This window comes from Candidatus Cytomitobacter indipagum, assembly GCF_008189285.1.
Classification (GTDB): Bacteria; Pseudomonadota; Alphaproteobacteria; order CAJXXZ01; family 1604HC; genus Cytomitobacter; species Cytomitobacter indipagum.
The window spans coordinates 311,819-330,178 of sequence record NZ_CP043315.1; the positions used below are offsets into that span (position 1 = coordinate 311,819).

At 28.6% G+C, this 18,360-nt stretch carries 17 protein-coding genes and 3 tRNA genes; 8 read left to right on the top strand and 12 right to left on the bottom strand.

Annotated features, from left to right (window positions below; all coding sequences use genetic code 11):
- Window positions 1-46: 46 nt before the first annotated feature.
- The 7 genes from FZC35_RS01250 (at window position 47) to FZC35_RS01280 (ending at window position 6,779) form a co-directional block, all read left to right on the top strand.
- Entirely contained in the window at window positions 47-1,738 is a 1,692-nt protein-coding gene (locus FZC35_RS01250; protein WP_148980851.1) for a ribonuclease E/G, read from the top strand.
- A gap of 24 nt (window positions 1,739-1,762) precedes the next feature.
- A complete protein-coding gene (gene xseA / locus FZC35_RS01255) occupies window positions 1,763-3,049 on the top strand; it encodes an exodeoxyribonuclease VII large subunit (RefSeq protein ID WP_148980852.1) in 1,287 nt (428 codons plus the stop codon).
- Window positions 3,050-3,105: 56 nt separating this feature from the next.
- The gene (locus FZC35_RS01260) at window positions 3,106-3,669 is read left to right on the top strand and encodes a DedA family protein (RefSeq protein ID WP_148980853.1); all 564 of its coding nucleotides are present in this window, start codon (window positions 3,106-3,108) and stop codon (window positions 3,667-3,669) included.
- Between the two features lie 173 nt (window positions 3,670-3,842).
- Window positions 3,843-4,421: a 16S rRNA (guanine(527)-N(7))-methyltransferase RsmG gene (locus FZC35_RS01265; RefSeq protein WP_148980854.1), complete on the top strand. Its 579-nt coding sequence runs from the start codon at window positions 3,843-3,845 to the stop codon at window positions 4,419-4,421.
- On the top strand, window positions 4,402-5,175 hold the full coding sequence (locus tag FZC35_RS01270) for a ParA family protein (protein WP_148980855.1): 774 nt from the start codon (window positions 4,402-4,404) through the stop codon (window positions 5,173-5,175). Before FZC35_RS01265 ends, FZC35_RS01270 begins: the two co-directional genes overlap by 20 nt.
- Window positions 5,172-6,050 carry a ParB/RepB/Spo0J family partition protein gene (locus tag FZC35_RS01275; RefSeq protein ID WP_148980856.1) on the top strand — a complete coding sequence of 293 codons (879 nt, stop codon included), beginning with the start codon at window positions 5,172-5,174 and terminating at the stop codon, window positions 6,048-6,050. Before FZC35_RS01270 ends, FZC35_RS01275 begins: the two co-directional genes overlap by 4 nt.
- A gap of 150 nt (window positions 6,051-6,200) precedes the next feature.
- Entirely contained in the window at window positions 6,201-6,779 is a 579-nt protein-coding gene (locus FZC35_RS01280) for a phospholipase D-like domain-containing protein (RefSeq protein WP_148980857.1), read from the top strand.
- Window positions 6,780-7,020: 241 nt separating this feature from the next.
- Here FZC35_RS01280 and FZC35_RS01285 read toward each other — a convergent pair whose 3' ends face one another.
- From FZC35_RS01285 to FZC35_RS01320, 9 genes are all read right to left on the bottom strand, one after another.
- Window positions 7,021-7,884, bottom strand: a complete 864-nt coding sequence (locus tag FZC35_RS01285; RefSeq protein WP_148980858.1) for a tyrosine-type recombinase/integrase — start codon at window positions 7,882-7,884, stop codon at window positions 7,021-7,023.
- A 15-nt stretch (window positions 7,885-7,899) separates the two neighbouring features.
- Window positions 7,900-8,151, bottom strand: coding sequence for a hypothetical protein (locus FZC35_RS01290; RefSeq protein ID WP_148980859.1), 252 nt, complete (start codon window positions 8,149-8,151; stop codon window positions 7,900-7,902).
- A 555-nt stretch (window positions 8,152-8,706) separates the two neighbouring features.
- Window positions 8,707-9,924: an ATP-dependent Clp protease ATP-binding subunit ClpX gene (clpX, locus tag FZC35_RS01295; protein ID WP_148980860.1), complete on the bottom strand. Its 1,218-nt coding sequence runs from the start codon at window positions 9,922-9,924 to the stop codon at window positions 8,707-8,709.
- A 78-nt stretch (window positions 9,925-10,002) separates the two neighbouring features.
- On the bottom strand, window positions 10,003-10,602 hold the full coding sequence (locus FZC35_RS01300; protein ID WP_148980861.1) for an ATP-dependent Clp protease proteolytic subunit: 600 nt from the start codon (window positions 10,600-10,602) through the stop codon (window positions 10,003-10,005).
- Between the two features lie 2 nt (window positions 10,603-10,604).
- Entirely contained in the window at window positions 10,605-12,227 is a 1,623-nt protein-coding gene (tig, locus tag FZC35_RS01305) for a trigger factor (protein WP_148980862.1), read from the bottom strand.
- A 21-nt stretch (window positions 12,228-12,248) separates the two neighbouring features.
- Window positions 12,249-12,329, bottom strand: a tRNA-Leu gene (locus FZC35_RS01310).
- A 224-nt stretch (window positions 12,330-12,553) separates the two neighbouring features.
- Window positions 12,554-12,721, bottom strand: coding sequence for a hypothetical protein (locus FZC35_RS02880; RefSeq protein WP_172619001.1), 168 nt, complete (start codon window positions 12,719-12,721; stop codon window positions 12,554-12,556).
- Window positions 12,722-13,072: 351 nt separating this feature from the next.
- Window positions 13,073-14,239 carry an aminoacyl--tRNA ligase-related protein gene (locus FZC35_RS01315; RefSeq protein ID WP_172619002.1) on the bottom strand — a complete coding sequence of 389 codons (1,167 nt, stop codon included), beginning with the start codon at window positions 14,237-14,239 and terminating at the stop codon, window positions 13,073-13,075.
- A gap of 165 nt (window positions 14,240-14,404) precedes the next feature.
- Window positions 14,405-14,479 (bottom strand) — tRNA-Val (locus FZC35_RS01320).
- A gap of 164 nt (window positions 14,480-14,643) precedes the next feature.
- Between FZC35_RS01320 and FZC35_RS01325 the strand changes: the two genes are divergently transcribed.
- A tRNA-Ser gene (locus tag FZC35_RS01325) sits at window positions 14,644-14,730 on the top strand.
- Between the two features lie 518 nt (window positions 14,731-15,248).
- On the opposite strand, the gene FZC35_RS01330 is transcribed toward FZC35_RS01325, so the two are convergent.
- The 3 genes from FZC35_RS01330 to topA all read right to left on the bottom strand — a co-directional run bounded on the left by FZC35_RS01330 (window position 15,249) and on the right by topA (window position 18,350).
- A complete protein-coding gene (locus FZC35_RS01330; RefSeq protein ID WP_172619003.1) occupies window positions 15,249-15,692 on the bottom strand; it encodes a leucine-rich repeat domain-containing protein in 444 nt (147 codons plus the stop codon).
- A complete protein-coding gene (locus tag FZC35_RS01335) occupies window positions 15,670-15,975 on the bottom strand; it encodes a hypothetical protein (RefSeq protein WP_148980865.1) in 306 nt (101 codons plus the stop codon). The genes FZC35_RS01330 and FZC35_RS01335 overlap by 23 nt, the downstream gene beginning before the upstream one ends.
- 80 nt (window positions 15,976-16,055) lie before the next feature.
- Window positions 16,056-18,350 carry a type I DNA topoisomerase gene (gene topA / locus FZC35_RS01340; protein ID WP_148980866.1) on the bottom strand — a complete coding sequence of 765 codons (2,295 nt, stop codon included), beginning with the start codon at window positions 18,348-18,350 and terminating at the stop codon, window positions 16,056-16,058.
- Window positions 18,351-18,360 lie beyond the last annotated feature (10 nt).

Genomic DNA, 18,360 nt, shown 5'->3' on the forward strand with positions numbered 1-18,360 from the left:
TTTATAGAGTTGAATATTATAAGTCAAAAGAATACAATCTAACTAAGTGAATAAATTAATGCTGGTAGATTCAACGGATGAATCAAGTATTCAAATTGCTATAATAGAAGAAAATAGATTAATGAATTTTTTCTTTGAATCTAATGAAAATCATTCCAATGTTGGAAATATTTATTTAGCTAAAGTAGATCATGTTGAGAATTCTCTTCAAGCATACTTTATAAATTATGGTGAAAATAAAAATGGATTCTTGTCATTTCTATCTTCAAAAGAATCTCTGAAAAAAGGACAGCTTGTTATTGTGCAAGTTGTTAAAGATGAAAAAGAAAACAAAGGGGCAATGTTAACAACTTTTATTGAAATTAAAAGCTTGTTTATGATTGCTTTAATGAACCAAGAAAATAGTTGTTCTATATCTAAGAAAATATCTGCAAAATCAGATAGAGAATCTATAAAGGCTTGGCATGAAAAATTAACGAAAAATACTGATTGTCATATAATTTTTAGACACTCTGCTTTAGGAGAAAATTACAAAAAAATTGAAAATGATTTCAGTAATATAAAAAGAAAAATGCAAATTATATCTCAAGCTGCTAAGAAAAAAGATGTTCATTTGGCATTGCGATCTCCATCTCTAATAGAAAAAACTTTTATAGATTACCACAAACCTGACATGAAAATGATTATTGAAGGAAGAGTTCCAGACTGCATTAAAGATTCTGCAATTAAACACAAAGAATCAAATCCTATATTTAAATTTTATGACGTTGAGAATCAAATTGAATCTATGTATTGTGAAAGAGTTAATTTGGAGTCTGGTGGATATATAATCATTCAACATACTGAAGCGCTTACCTCTATTGATGTGAATTCTGGAATATGTAAGAAAGAAAATTCTATAGATAAGACTGCATTTTTGATTAATATGGAAGCTGCATATGAGGCTGCAAAGCAAATTCAATTACGAGATATTGGAGGCTTAATTGTGATAGATTTTATCGATATGTATAGCCAGAATAATTTGGGCACAGTTTCTGCTGAATTTGCAAAACATATGGATAACGACAAAGCTAAATATAATTTAGGAGAAATGGATAGATTTTGCCTTTTTTCTATTTCTAGACAACAATTGCGAAGAAATTCATTTTTATCTATGCATAAGAAATGCTCTAATTGCCATGGATCTGGATTTACAAAGAAAGATTCCTTAAATTCAACGTTTATATTCAGGCAAATTGCATATATTAATCAAGAAATAAATACAAAAAATATAGTTATTAATTGCGATTCAAATTTGATATATTATATTTTGAATCATAAAAAAGATATTGTTAGAGAGTTTGAGCAAAATAATGATATTAATATACGTTTTGAATTCCATAGTGAATCTATGCCAAAAATATTCTATGAACAAGATGGCCAATTAATGGAATATTATTATGATGATGTAAAAAAGAAAATTCATAATGGCTCGTTTAAATTTCCAAAAGTACTCGCAAAAGAAATATCTGATCCTATAAATGCGAATGCAAATGCAAACATAAATGCAATTTCTGATGAAAAAGAAGTTGATACTAAGAAGAAAAAGAAAAATATTGCTTCAATTAACAAGAAGTCAAAAGATATTTGCGAACAAAATGTACAATTGAGAGCCACATTGCATGAAAGTCCATTTAATAAATCTATGAGACCTATGGATGCAGTAAGTGTTGATGGAATAGTGGTTGGATATTTATGATAAAATGTGTAAGTGTGATTTAATATGACAAATAATTTGCCAACTTTTGGAGTTAAATCTTTATCTTTAGCGATCAAGAAAATGCTGGAATCATCTTATAGTAAGATTTATATTAAAGGACAAGTTAGTCAGCCAAAAAGAATGAATCATTTATACTTTTCACTTAAAGAAGAAGATGCTGTTATAGATTGCATCGCATGGGCTAATGCTAAATTATCGTTTGAGCCACAGCATGATATGGAAATTATTTGCTGCGGGCGAGTTTCTAGCTATCCTGGAAGATCTAAATATCAAATGGTTGTTTTGTCAGTTGAGCATATTGGAGACTCTCAAGTATTGGAAAAAAGAAAGCTTGCGCTGCAAAAGGAAGGATTGTTTGATATTAGTAGGAAATTAAAGCTTCCCAAATATCCTAAGAAAGTTGGAATTATTACATCTCCTGTTGGGGCTGTTTTACATGATATGTTGCATAGATTAAGAGATAGATGCCCTTGTAAAGTTGTTTTCTACCCTGTGTCTGTTCAAGGCGCTGAAATGGCTAATAGCGTTATAAATGCTATTAAATATTTTAATTCTCCAGATTTGCGTGATAAAAATCATGAAGTAGATTTGTTAATTGTGGCTAGAGGAGGAGGAAGTTTTGAAGATTTATGGGGATTTCAGGATGAAGATTTAGTTAGAGCGATTGCAAATACAAAAATACCTTTAATTACTGCTATTGGGCATGAAACAGATACCACACTTGCAGATTATGCTTCATCATGTAGAGCGCCTACCCCAACAGCAGCTATAGAGTTAGCATTTCCAGATAAAAAAGAATTATGCATTAAATTAGAGAATTATGAATCTAAAATCAAAAGTTCAATTTTATTTTATATAGAAAATAAGTTTAAAAATAAATTATTAACATTGAGAATGCAATCAGCAAAAGAAATTATTAAACCATTGTTTCAAGATTTTAAAAGTAAAATCGCAAAAAAAGATTACGCATATAATTCTTATTGGAACCAAAAGTATAATGAAATTAAATCTATAGACAAATTTAGATTAAACTTAAATTCTTTGCAAAAAGATCTTATCCATAGAATCGAAAAACTTCACTCACAGTTTAAGCAATTTATTTCAAATAATGCAAATTTGCTTGAAAAAAGAATTGATGCAATGAAAAGCATTTCGTATGAAGACACATTAAAAAGAGGATTTTGTAGAGCAACCGTAAATGGCAAATTGATTAAAAATAAATCTGAAGCGCCAGATAAGTTCAATATAGAGTTTCAAGATGGATCTTTATTGGTTAAAAGAGTCGAATAACTGAATAATAACAATAACTATATAGACAATTGATATTTATATATTACAATTGATATATGTTAATTGATTTAGTTCAAAATTATGGGTATTGGATTGTTCTGTTTGGATCCATGATAGAAGGAGAATCTATTGTTTTGACAGCAGGAATGTTGTGTGCGCATGGAGTTTTGTCATTTTATAAGATTTGCATTTTATCTTTTATAGGAACATGTGTAGCTGATCAATTGCTATACAATCTTGGATATTACATTGGGCCTGGATTTTTAGAAAGATTTAGCTTTAGTAGAAAATTATTTACAAAATTAAAGCCACTAGCCATTAAATATCAAAATACATACATACTATCATTTAGATTTATATATGGAATAAGAATTATAAGCCCTGTTTTGATAGGAATTATTAAAATAGATCCAAAAAAATATATGATTTTGAATATTATCGCATCAGTAATATGGGCTGTTATAAGTTGTGCGATAGGTTATGCAATTGGAGCTTTTACAAAAAGCCTTGATTTCAATTTTAAATACTTAATGATAGCCGGAACACTTATGATTTTATTGCTTTTATTGATTTCTAAATTAATTGCAAATCATATTTTAAAGAAAAATAATATTAATTAAATCTGTTAACTTTATATAAATAAATTTTTCTACAATCTTTTACAGCATAATTTTATTTTATTTTCTAATTTTAATTCTTAACTTTCCAATCTTTTGAAAGCATTTTATTTAAATTCTATAGCTCTATTTTTAAATATTTTGCTTTATTCTTCTTCAAATGTTATTTTTATAGTATGTTAAATGAATTTTTCAATGATGATCAAATGAAAAAAGTAAACTTCTATAAAAATGCATTGCGAAGGTGGCATGCTGAATTGCACTTGGTTAGCGATAAAGCTTTAGAAGATATTGATAAATATATTTTAGATTGCGCAGATTTATGGAGTTTTATAAAAGATGAGCCATCAATAGTTGATATTGGATCTGGAAATGGATTACCTGGAGTAATATTAGGCATTATGGGAGCTAGCGGATTATTAGTTGATTCTCACAAGAAAAAAGCTGTGTTTTTACGAGAAATTGTCAAAGATTTAGATCTAGATTTCAAAGTTGTAGATCATTCTATAAGAAGCGTTGAGCAAACTGACGCAAAATGGATAATAGCAAGAGGATTTAGCTCATTTGAAAGATGCTTAGACGCTGCTAAGAAATTATGGAACAAAAACACAAAAGGCTTGTTTGTTAAATCTCTTAATGTCCAAGAAGAAATAGATGATGCGTTAGCAAAAGGATGGAAATTTGAATATAGTATTAATGATAGACATATGCCTGGCACAGTTGTAGAAGTTAAAAATGTCCAATACACTCAATAAAAAATGCAAAATAATCGCAATCTCTAATCAAAAAGGTGGAGTTGGCAAAACAACCACATGTGTCAATTTATCTGCTGCTTTGGCTATATCTGGCAAAAAAATTCTATTAATTGATGTAGATGCTCAGGGAAATGCAACCACTGCATTAGGTTTAGAAAAAAATGAACAAATTAATAGCTATGATTTCATAAATAGAGATTGTTCTGATTATATACAAACAAATATAAATAATTTATTTTGCATTCCTAGCAGCAATAATTTGTCAGCTTTAGATGTTGAGTTATCTTCAAAAGATCAGAGAGAATATTTTCTTAGCAATCAAATTAACAAAATTAAAAATGATTTTGATTATATTTTTATTGACTGCCCTCCTTCTTTGAGCATGATAACGATTAATGTTTTTGTAGCATCTGATTCGATTTTAATACCAGTTCAATGTGAATTTTATTCTTTAGAAGGAATTGCTCAGTTGCTAGAGACAATAAATGCAATAAAAGGAAATTTAAATAAAAAATTACATATAGAAGGAATCGTTATGACTATGTTTGATAAAAGAAATATTTTAGCAAACAATGTTTTGAGTAATGTAAAAGAGCATTTCGGAGATTATTTGTATGAATCAGTTATTCCTAGAAATGTACGTCTTTCAGAGGCTCCTTCATTTGGAAAACCTGCAATTATATACGATGTGCATTGTAGTGGATCTAAGGCATATTTAAGTTTAGCAAAAGAATTTTTAAGGAGTAGAAAATGAATAAATCTCGCATGGGAAAAGGTTTGGAATCTTTGTTAAAAAAAGATAAAAATATTTTGAAGGATTTTCAAGAAATTGATATAGAAAGCATAGAGGCAGGATCAATGCAAACTAGAGAGCATTTTGATCAAAAGCAATTAGAAGAACTAGCAGAAACAATCAAATCTCATGGAGTATTGCAGCCTATTATTGTTTACAAGCAAGATGGTAAATTTAAAATTATTTCTGGAGAAAGAAGGTTTCGAGCTTCCAAAATCGCAAATCTCAAAACAATTCCATCTAGAGTTGTGTCTTGGTCAGATGAGAAAATATTAAATGCAAATATATTAGAAAATATTCAGCGCGCTCAATTGAATGGAATAGAAGAGGCAAATGCGTACAAAAGATTCATGGATGAATATGATTTGACTCAAGAAGAAATTGCTAGGAAAGTTGGGAAAAGCAGAAGTCATATTGCTAACTTGATAAGATTACTTAAATTACCAAAAGAAGTTCAAGAATTGATCTATAAAGGAAGTTTAACAATTGGTCATGGAAAAGTTTTATTGCAAAAATATAAAGAAGAAAAGGAATTGACTGAAGCGGCAAATAAAATTGCTAGCGAAGGAATTTCAATACAAGAAAGCATTGGAAATACTTCAAATAATAGGGAAATTGAACAAAATAAAAATCCAAACGTATCAAAACATGAAACTTCAAACTCTTCCAACAATGCAAACTCAGATGAGTATGCATCTATAGCTGATAGCCTTTCTCATAACTTAGAATTTGATATAAAAATTATTAAAAATGGAAAAGAAGGAAGTCTAAATATCAATTTTAAAAATGACATTGAATTAGATAAAATTTTAGATTTATTTGCAAGTCTTAAATAATTACATTTAGATTGGATTTTAAAAAATCATAATTTGACAAAGAAAACTCATAATATTACAAAGTTTTGTGATGCAACTCTTTCATCAATTTTGCTTCACTAACGCTGACTTTCAATTTTGATTTTTCTCAAAATCTGATATAATTTTGGTATGTTTTCAGAAAATAAACTTAAAAAGCTTGCTGTGATTCTATCATCAACATTATTGCTTTTTGTTTTTATAATTAAGAAAAATGATAAAGTAAAATTTGATCACATAGAAGCATGTTTCATTCCATCGCAAAAAAATTGCACAAAGATGATTATCAGAGAAATTGGAAAAGCTAAAAATAATGTAAATGTTCAAGCATACACATGGACTTCTATAGATATATCTGAAGCCCTAATTGAAGCAAAGAGAAAAGGTGTAGAAGTTAAGATTATATTAGATAAAATTAATACTTGCAAAAATGCATCAATAGATTTGCTTCAAAAAAATAATATCACACCTCTTATAGATCGTGTGCCTGGAATTGCGCATAATAAAATTATAATTATTGATGATGAAATCACAATCACTGGGAGTTTCAATTTTTCTAAATCTGGGCAACAAAGAAATTTAGAAAACGTGATCAAAATTCACAGCAAAGAATTAAATAAAATATATAGAAGTAATTGGAGATATAGAGAGAAATTATCGTATGATATTAATTCAAATAGTAGTGCAATAAAATACAAACCTTGGAAATAGAAAAAATAAATATTTTAGTATAAAATGATTTTGAAATTCATCTAATCAAAATCTCTCAATATGTATATGATTTCTTGATTTTTTATTTAACAAGCGTTCTAATTCTTCTGCTATCAATTTTACTCGAAGATTTTGTTGAGCACTAATTAGTTTTATAAATTACAACATTAATTGCTAAATCTTTTCTTCTTTATTTCAATTGTAATTTTATATAATTTTATAAATTTTTCTTAATCTTTAATTATTTTTTATTGGCTCTATTATTTAGAGGGTGGTATTTCTTAATTTCAATTTCTGAGTTATGTGCATGAGTATATAGAGATGTGGTTTTAACACTAGAGTGGCCCATAACTTTTTTAACTTCCAATAAATTCATTCCATTTTTCACCAAATCAGATGCAAGTTTATGCCTAAAATCATGAGGAGAAATTCCTAATTTTTTCATCCATAGAAAAATAGATTGCCTTGTAATATGCTTTGAATCATTATTCCATAAATAAACTGAAGTTTCTTTTCTTATTTTGATATAATCTTTCAATGATTGAATCGCATTTTGAGTCATAAACACCTGCCTTTCTTTGTCTCCTTTTCCAATAATTCTAAAACTTTTTTCTTCTCCAATTATTATATTTTTCATTTCATTAATTTTTATTTTAATTAATTCCGACACTCTTAATCCTGTGCTATAAAGCATGTTTATAATCGCTTTTAACCTGATATTATGAAAATTATTCTCATTTATTTGTTCTAAAATCATTGAAATTGCATTATTATTTATTATTTTCAAATCCTTCCTATCTTTTTTTATTTTAGGAATAATAGCATTCCAATGAATATTCATTTCTTGTGATTGAAAATTAATCCATTGATTCAATGTCTGAACTCTTCTTTGCATAGTAGATTGCGATAATTTAACTTCTTTGCAATACTCAACGTACTCTGTAATAATATTTTTATTATCTATTATTTTATTGATTTTATTTAATTTTATCCATTTTAAAAATGAAAAAATGTCTTGCTTATAAGACTCAATAGAATTTTGTGATAAATTTTTTTCATTCAAAAAATCTATAAATAACTCTGTGTTTTCAAAATTATAATTCACAATTCTATAAAATTTCTATTTTTTTTCAATCATATAATGCGTCAATTTCTCTAATAAATCTTTCGATGCATGATTTGACTTGGCAAGATTAACTATACGAATCATTAAATTTCCTAATTCTTTTTTAAGCTCACTATTAACCATTATACTTTGTTCAAATTTTTCTTGCGCGCTAATTAATTGAGATACAAGGCTTTTTACTTCATAATTACTATGCATTTTATTGTCATTTTTAATAAAGTGATTATGGAAATTTAAAAAGAACAAATTTTTCTTTTTGCAAACAAAATAAATAGTGCAAAAAATAATTGACTCTAAAGCAATAAGATAGATAAAATTATTTATATTTACAAAACAATGAAATAAAATGGGGTTAATTAACCCAATAAAAATAAGAAAGTTAATTTTGCCAATCCACTTTTTTTTCAATTGTTGATTTATTGCTATCCAGCTGAATATGATAAAATCTTTATGCTTTAATATTTTCTTGTAATCGTTTAATATGCCAAATTTCTCGCCTTCGAAATTATTTTTAATCAGCTTGGTCAAATAGATATTACTTTTACATGCAAAATAAATTAGATACACACATGCATATATATTAAATATTATTATATGAAATAATTTTATTCCATGAATTGCGTTTAAAGCAAATAAATCTAAGATTTTGATATACATACATAAATTTTACATAGTTTTATTGCAAAAAACTAGAATTATTTATACAATCATTTTTCTGGAATTATTATTTATTTAATTTATACAAATCCCTCTTAAAAATCTTGCGTGCAGAATAAGTAGATTTTTTGCAGAATTGATTTATTAACCAACAGAGTTGATTTTCTTTTTACTCGTATTGCAATTATTTTCAAGATATTCTCTGTTTATCAGTAATTCATGCTTGGAATCTTCGCGCAAATCAAAAAAGTGCTGCAAAAATATTTTTTCTAGAACAGATTTTAATGATCTTGCTCCTGTATTTCTCTTTAATGCTTCTTCTGCAACAAATTCCATTGCATCTTCTGTGAAATTTAACACAACATTGCTTAATGCAAATAAACTAGAATATTGCTTAATTATTGAGTTTTTAGTGTCTCTCATAATTCTTATCAAAGCATCTTTGTCAAATTTTTCTAATTTGGCAATAATTGGCAACCTTCCAATTAATTCAGGAATTAATCCAAATTTTATTAAATGCTTTACATCAATTTCATTGCTATTATAATTTTTATTAGTTTGAATGTCATGAGTTTTAAATCCAATTTTCTTAGCGCTAGATTCTTGTATAATTTCATCCAATCCAGAAAAGGCTCCACCACAAATAAACAGTATATCTTTTGTATTCATGAAAGTTTGCTCTTGCCCTTTCTTTTGCATTTTTTGTGGCAATGAAATTGTTGATCCTTCAATCAACTTAAGCAACGCCTGCTGAACTCCTTCTCCTGAAACATCTCTAGAAATTGATCGATTTTCCGATGTCTTTGCGATTTTATCTATTTCATCTATGTAAACAATCCCTTTTTGTGCCATTTCTAGATTATAATCTGCAGATTGCAATAATTTGTGAAGTATCCCTTCGACATCTTCTCCAACATATCCAGCTTCAGTTAAAGAAGTGGCGTCAGCAATAACAAAAGGAACGTTCAATATTTTAGCCATGATCTTAGCAAAAAAAGTTTTCCCAGATCCGCTAGGCCCTACTAACAATATATTAGATTTTTCTATTTCAATATCATCATCAGAATTTTCGCTCATAATTCTTTTATAATGATTGAACACAGCAACAGAAAGTATTTTTTTTGCTTCTTCCTGATCAATCATATAGCTATCAAGTATTTTTTTAATTTCATATGGATAAGGGATGTCAATTTTGACATCCAAATTACTTTTATATTTCAGTATCATTTTATGGCATAAATGCACACACTTATCACAAATAAAAATTGAAGATGGAGCAGCAATTAATTTATCTACAGAATGCTGATCTTTATAACAAAAAGAACAAGCCGTTGTAGATTTTTCCTGATTATAAGATGTCATAGAATAAATTTATCTCACTTTTATGTTTCATATATTAAAAAAACTTTCCTCAAACATTAATTTTGCATATTTAATGTTTTAATTTCCCTTTTCTTTGGCTATTTTTCTATTTTTTACAATTTCATCAACTAAATTCATCTCAATTGCTTCTTGCGCTCTATATATTGTATCTCTATCAAAAATCTGTTCCAATTTATCTAAAGAGATTTGAGTATGTTGATGGTATATATCTGCAACTATATGCTTTAATTTGTTTATTTCTTCAACGTAAAGCTCTAATTCTTTAGCTTGACCCTTCATTTGTCCCAATGGTTGGTGAAGCAAAACTCTAGCATTGTTTAACATAAATCTATTTTTCCCTGAACATAAAAGCATAGATGCAGCTGAACATGCTTGACCCAAACAAACAGTATTAACATTTGGCGCTATAAACATCATAGTGTCATAAATTGCCAATGCAGAAGTGACTGACCCTCCAGGAGAATTGATATAAATATAAATATCTTGCTCTTTGTTTTCAGCTTCTAAAAATAACAGTTGAGAGCAAATCAAAGTTGCAAGATTATCATTAATTTCTCCAGTTAAAAATATAATTCTTTCTTTTAATAATCTAGAGAATATATCATGAGATCTGTCTCCTCTTGATGTTTTTTCAGTTACAACTGGTATAAAATTCATGATTAATCCTTCTTAGACTTCTTTGTTGAATTTTTCTCAGATTTATTATCTTTTTCTTCTTCATTTGTGTTTAATTCTTTTTCAGAATCCATATCAACTTCTTTATTTGATTCGTCTATTTTTTTATCACTTTCTGATTTTTCATTAGAATCATCATTTGAGGAATTAAATTCTATTTGAACATCTAGAGATTTAACTAATTTATCTAATGTCTCAAAAAATTGCTTTATACTCATTGCTTCTTCTTTTGCATTGGTTTGCATAAGCATCTCTTCAACTATCTTATCTTCCATCAAAGAATTTTCTATAGCTGTTTTCGCATTTTTATTTTTTTCAAAATAACTTACTGCTTCAGACAATCCGCCTTTAAAGTCTTGAGATTTTTTCATTATCTCAGCATCTACATCAGATTTTGATAAATTAATTCCCAATTTACTTTGAATGTTTTTCATGATGAAGAAAAACTTTAGTCTTTTCTTTGATAAATCAATATATTTTTTATCAATTTCTTCAAATGTAGAACTTTTCATGAATCCAGCTTCTTTGATTTTTTCAAACAAACTTTTACATTCTTCATGAGAAAACATTGTATCTCTTTTTAACTGAAATTTAGCTAAAAATCTATTCCAAAAAGATTGAACTTCTAAATTCAAAGAATTTCCAGGAAGCTCAAAATTTATTTCGCTTAATTGGTCAGAAAGTTGATGTTTTCTATACATGAAAGAAGATTCATCAATTCTTTTTTGCAACATATCTCTGAATCTTAGCTTACATGCCTCAACAGATGCGCATCCAAATTCTTTAGCCATTTCAATGTCAACATCATAATTTTTAGTTTCCATAATTTTATCAACATTAAAATTAACAGAAAGCTTTTTTCCAGCAAATTTTTTCATATCTGAAGGAATGCTAGAATTATCTATATTTTTAGGAATTGAAATTTCATGTTGAATTTTATCCCCTTCATTTAATCCAGCTAACTTTTCTTCAATCTCAGGTAAAAACTTATTGCTTCCTAATTTTAATCTAAAAGATTGCTTGTCAGAGGATTTTCCTATAAGTGACATTGAAATGTCAACTGTGTCTCCAATTGCAGAAGAGCGTTTTTCATTTAATTCAACTCCTCTTTCATTGTTTTTAGCCCACAAATCCATTTCTTTTGCCACATCTTCATCTGTGATTTCAATAACAGGTTTTTTAATTTCTATAGATTTAAAATCTATTTCTGGGACACTTGGCTCTATCGCAAGTGTGATTTCAAAAACCACTTCATCATCATTTTTTTCATCAAAATGTTTATTGATTTTAATATCAGGATCACCAAGAAATATTACATCTAATGCAGAAATAGCTTCAGAAATAATTCCTCTTGCTGCATTAGCAAAAGCAACGCTTGAAAAATCATTTTTTACGATAGACATAGGAACTTTTCCTGCTCTATTAAAATATTTAGTAGTGTAAGTTTTTTGTTTTTCAGCGAAGAATTCATCCATTAATGATGAGAATTTCTTATGCTCTATAGATATAGTATATACCCTACTCAATCCTTCTGAAGATATTAATTCAGATTTTACACCTTCGAGTAAAATTTTGATTTCATTATCTTTTTTGCTGGGTACATTCATTTTGGCTCCTTCTTAATCAAATACGGATGAAGGGACTTGAACCCCCACAGCTTGCGCTATTAGAACCTAAATCTAACGTGTCTACCATTCCACCACATCCGCTCTCGTGATTTATAACATATCGTATATTATATGTCTATCTTGAGGGTTAAATATTTATTAATTTAAATGTTTTTATTAAGAAAAGTAAAATTTTCTAAAAATGTTATATTAATTTTTTGTCTTATTTTTAACAAAACAATACAATTTTTATTTGCATGATTCTTAAATTTTATTTAATTTAATGAATATTTTTTATTGCTATAAAAGTCAAATATTTTCTGATCTCAATCAATGAAATCTGCAAACATTTTCATTGAAGTGGTAAGATCTTTAGAGCCATTCCAACTTGAAGTTTCTGGCAATTCTTTTAAAGCATCAGATAAGTTATAAATTCCATTAAATTCAGGATGTGACAGAGTTAGTAAAGTTATTATTTTCTTATTTTCATTCAAAATATTTTGAAGCTCTTTCAATGATTTGCTTTCGTATATTTCTTCAATAGATGCCTTGTTAAGTCTATCTGAAATAAGAGGCGCAATGTCATTGATTGTTTTAATTGCATGACTAACTGTTCTCTCTCTTCTTTACCAATCTTAGCATTCATAGTTCTTTCAAAAAACATTGAAATCATTTATAACTTCAATTAATCTAAATAATTATTTAAGTGTCCATATAATTACCAATCATTGCATTATGTTTTTATATTAAATCTTTTTAATTTGATTTAATTCTATTGCAACATAATTAAACATTAGACAAATCATATTATTTAATTTGAGAAATACAAAACATCTTCTCTGTTTTCAAAATTGCATAATATTATTAACATATTCATATATTTTTTCTATTTCTATATTTTCTTTTTTGCCTTGGAATCTAATTTCTACTAATCCATTCTTTAGCTCTTTTGGCCATATAACAATTTTAATTGGAGATCCAATCATATCTGATGCAGTAAATTTCTGACCAACAGATATAATCCTATCATCATAAAATGCTATATTTTTATATTTATTGCATATTTCATTAGATAAATTAATGCAGTTCTCACACTTCATATCTGCATTAATTATATTAATTGCAAATGGTGCAAAATCAATCGGCCAAACGATTGAATCAGATTCATGATTATAGTATTTTTCTATCATTGCAGCTACTATCCTAGAAACTCCAAGTCCATAACATCCCATAATTAAAGGAAATTGCTTGTTTTCACTATTAGTAATGCTCAATTTCATTGGGGCTGTATATCTATCTCCAAGCAAAAATATATGACCTAATTCCAAAGAGGATTTATTTGATCCATTGATCTCTATTTCATCCTCCCCAACATCAGATGGAATGTGAAATTCGTGACTTTTTAATCCACCAACTTCTCCTGTTTCTGCTTCTTTTGCAATGGCTTCAAGTCCTAGTTTTTTAAATATCCTATGATATCCTTTAAAAACATCATCATAAAATTTACTAGATTGATCCACAGTTTCATGAAATGAATATCCATCACACATGTAAAACTCTCTACATCTAACTACTCCAAAACGAGGTCTTAACTCATCTCTGAATTTCCATTGTATGTTAAATAAATTAATAGGAAGATTGTTTTTATTTATATTGGCTTGCCTGACCATATCCACACATGGTTCTTCAGCTGAAGGCCCATATATAAACTCATTGTTTTTTCTGTCAAAAACTCTAAGCATTTCTTTTCCATATGCGTCATATCTTTCGCTTTCTTTCCATAAATCTGCTGGGTGTAAGGTTGGAATGCACATTCGATTGAATCCCATATTTTCAAATTCTTCTGAAATAATATTTTCTATCTTTGACATAATCTTATATCCCATAGGAAGCCATGAATATAGCCCAGAGGCTAATTTTTGTATCATTCCGCTCTTTAGCATAATTTTAGCAGATATAGACACTTCATTTACTTCTCTTCTTATAGGTAGGAAAAAATTTGATGCTTTCATGAATGTATTATATATTAAATTTTTCAAAAAAACTTTAAATTTATCAAAATATTGAGAATTTTGCTTTAAATACATATGTTATAAAAATATAAAAAGTTTCATAAATAAAAAACACCTAACTTAAAAACTGCGTTTCCTAATATTTATTAATGTAAAAATTGAAAATGGTGGGTGATGACAGGGTCGAACTGTCGACCTCCTCGGTGTAAACGAGATGCTCTACCACTGAGCTAATCACCCAAAAGAATTTTAATTTTTTTTCACAAAAATTGCAAGGTAAATTTATATCGTTAGCATTTACGCCCTCTTCAAATTATTTAAATAACTTATATTTCAATTTTCAGCGCCATAATTTTTGATTACTTAATTGGCAAATTAGTAGAAATTCATTAGAATATTTATTAGGAGAAATGCCAGAGTGGTCGAATGGGGCAGTCTCGAAAACTGTTGTGTGTTTTTACATACCGTGGGTTCGAATCCCACTTTCTCCGAAGGTAAGAAATGGGAAGAACGAGATTTTGAGAGAAACGAGAAATCGATGTTAAATCCCACTTTCTCCGAAGGTAAGAAATGGGAAGAACGAGATTTTGAGAGAAACGAGAAATCGATGTTAAATCCCACTTTCTCCGATTCAAGATCTAGCAAAGATTTATAAGATAAAAATAGGGAAATCAAACAAAATTTGCACAGTCGAGAATAGCGAGATTTTGAAAAAATTAAAACAAAATGAATATTAATATATAAAATGAAAATACCAATATATTATCATAGCCTAAAGCGAAGTTAATGAATTGAAGCAAAAGAATAAAAAATGGATTGAGAGCAAAAAAGGCAGTACAGTTAAGCTAAATCTGAATAAATACACAAGTTTAATTCAACCCAAATATCAAGTGCTATTTTTAATATTGCTCACTCTTTAATTGCATCTAACTCTTCCACTTCCATAGCTTTAAATCCACCATCAATCCACTTTCTCACTTTTAGGCTAATTCCACACATATAGCCAAGGTCAAAATCTATAAATCTCCTCTGGCAATGTAGTTAGTGGGTTAGCTCCTATATTAAGTTTTGTTAAATTCTTCAGCTCTCCAATTTCCTTTGGCAATGTGGTTAATCTATTGTTGTGCGCATAAAGCCTAGTTAGATTCTTCATCTTATTTACCCATGATAATGAAGTTAGTTGATTGCCATGCGCATCAAGCTTTGTCAAATTTTTCAGCTCACCTCTTCCATCTGGCAATAAGGTAAGTTGAGAGCATCTCATATCAAGTGTTTCCAAATTATCTAATTCCCAGATTTCCTTTGGCAGCTCAGTAAATTGATTGCATCCAATATAAAGCCCTGTTAAATTCTTTAGCTTATCAAACAAATTGCTTGGAATGTACTTTAAATCATTGTTAAAAGAGTTTAAAGAAATTCTCCCCAAGCTATTAAGAATAGCTCTTTTCTTCATATAAATTGCATAAAGATCGATTCTCTTCATCACTAAATTGTCTATAACTTCTTACAATGAAATCGCTTTTTCTAATTTTGTAAGCGCAATATAGCTTCAATGCTTTTTCCTGACCTTCTTGCGATAAATATTTTTTGCAACCTTCTTCAGTTTCAAACTTTGATAACTCGCTCATATCATAAGCACTTATCTCATTCATGCGCTGATTGAATAATTCTTTGCTGGGCTTGGCATCTACAATGCATGCTATGGAAAACAGATATAGGATTTTGCTGTATTTCATTGAGACTTTTATATCATCACGAAATCAATAAGGCAAATTATAAATAATTGATTTATATTTTTTTAAGAATTTTCTAAAAATTAGACTTTCTTATCAGCTTTTTTTGCAGTCTTTTTATCAGATTTTTCTTCATTCTTTTTTTCTATCTTACTTCTATTTCTCGGAGATTCTAATATATGTAGACAATCTTCCAAAGTTGTTTCAAAAGGACTCTTCTTCAAAGATACATATGTGTTTTTATATAAAATCCATGGTCCAAATCTTCCTATTCCTATTTTAATAATCTCGCCATTGCTAGGATGTCTCCCAATAATAATTGGCAGTGATTTAATTTTAAGAGCATCTTCAACGGTCAAATTATGCGGAGGAGCAAACATTGCTGGCAACATTACACGTGCCTTCACTTCAGCTTTACCCCATTGTATATAATATCCATACGGACCTTGCTTGACTAAAATCTCATCTCCAGAATCAGGGTCTTCTCCTAAAGTCAAATCTTGATCTAATTCACTATCTATTGATTTATTCCAATTGCATGATGGATAATTTGAACAGCATAAAAATCCACTTCCTTTGCTAATTCTAAGCTCTTGATCACCTTTGCATTTAGGGCATTTAGCGTCAGTTTTCTTAAAAAAGTGCTCTTTGTATGTTTGTGATATTCTTTTTAAAATATCTTTCATATCCAAATTATATGCATCATCAATTTTAGATTTGAAATTTACCCAAAAATCTTGCAGCAATTCTTTCCAATTCTTCTCACCTTTTGAAACCAAGTCTAACTTATCTTCCATTCCTGAAGTAAATTCATCTTGAACATAAATCTCAAAATAATTCTTTAAAAATGCAGAAACAATCCAACCAAGATTAGATGGAATAATGCTTTTTTTATTCTGAAATACATACCCTCTTTTATCCAAAACAAAAAGTATGTTTGCATACGTGCTTGGTCTTCCAATTCCTTTATCTTCCATATATTTAATCAATGAAGTTTCTGTAAATCTAGACGGAGGCTTCGTTTGATGCTTCTCATCAACAACTTCATCGCACTTAATTGTGTCTTTATTAAAACTCCAAATATCTTCATTTTCTAACTTATCTATACTGTATAATTTCTGAAAACCATCAAATTTACTCTTTACTCCATGAGCTTTCCAAGTTCCTTTTTCTCCACTTATAAACATGTTGCATATTTCGTATATAGCAGAAGCCATTTGAGACGCAACAGATCTTTTCCAAATTAGATTATACAATTTAAATTCTTCTTCATTCAAATAAGGCTTTACTTGCTCTGGCAAATGATTAAAGTTAGTTGGCCTAATAGCTTCATGCGCTTCTTGAGCATTTCTAACTTTTGATTTGTAGAAATTTTGCTTTTTTGGCAAATAAGTAGATCCAAATTCATTTTCAATCATAGCTCTGCATTCATCAACTCCAGATTGAGAAATGTTTACAGAGTCTGTTCTCATGTATGTTATCAAACCTTCCATTCCATTGGACAATTTCACACCTTCATACAATTTTTGAGCAATTTTCATAGAAAACATAGGTTTCCAACCTAATTTATTAGCTGCTTCTTGTTGTAAGGTTGATGTTATAAAAGGCGCGCTTGGATTTCTTAATTGATCTTTAAATTCAAAATTAGATATTTGATAATCACTTTTCAATAATTCATTTTTAGCACTATCAACTGACTCGCTAGTCCACATAAATTTATCAATTTTCTTCCCTTCCCATTCATGAAGATCAGCAGTGCAAGAATATTGATTTTGTGAAAATTTCGCATGCAAAGTCCAATAATCTTCAGAAACAAAAGATTCAATTTCATACTCTCTGTCTGTAATTATTCTCAAAGCTGAAGACTGAACTCTTCCAGCAGATTTACTTCCTGGTAATTTTCTCCATAGAACTGGGGAAATATTAAAACCTACTAAATAGTCTAGTCCTAATCTAGCCATGTATGCATCAACTAAATCTTGATCTATATCTTCTAATTTATCCAATGACTCTTTAATAGACTTTGGAGTAATAGAGTGAAATCTCATTCTTGATAATTTTGCTTTTACTTTTCCGCTACCCATCATTTGAGCCAAATGCCATGCAATTGCCTCACCTTCTCGATCAGGGTCAGTGGCTAAAATTACTTCATCGCTTTTCTTGGCGATGCTTATAATTTCTTTAGCTGCTTTAGACGATTTGCTAACATTTTCCCAATTCATAGCAAAATCATTTTCAACATCAACAGATCCTTTTGTTTTTGCCAACGCCCTAACGTGACCATAACTAGCTACAACTTTGTACTCTATAGATTCATTTTTTAGATAAGAATTCAAAGCTTTTGCTTTTGTAGGAGACTCAACTACAATCAATTTCATAGAAAAACAA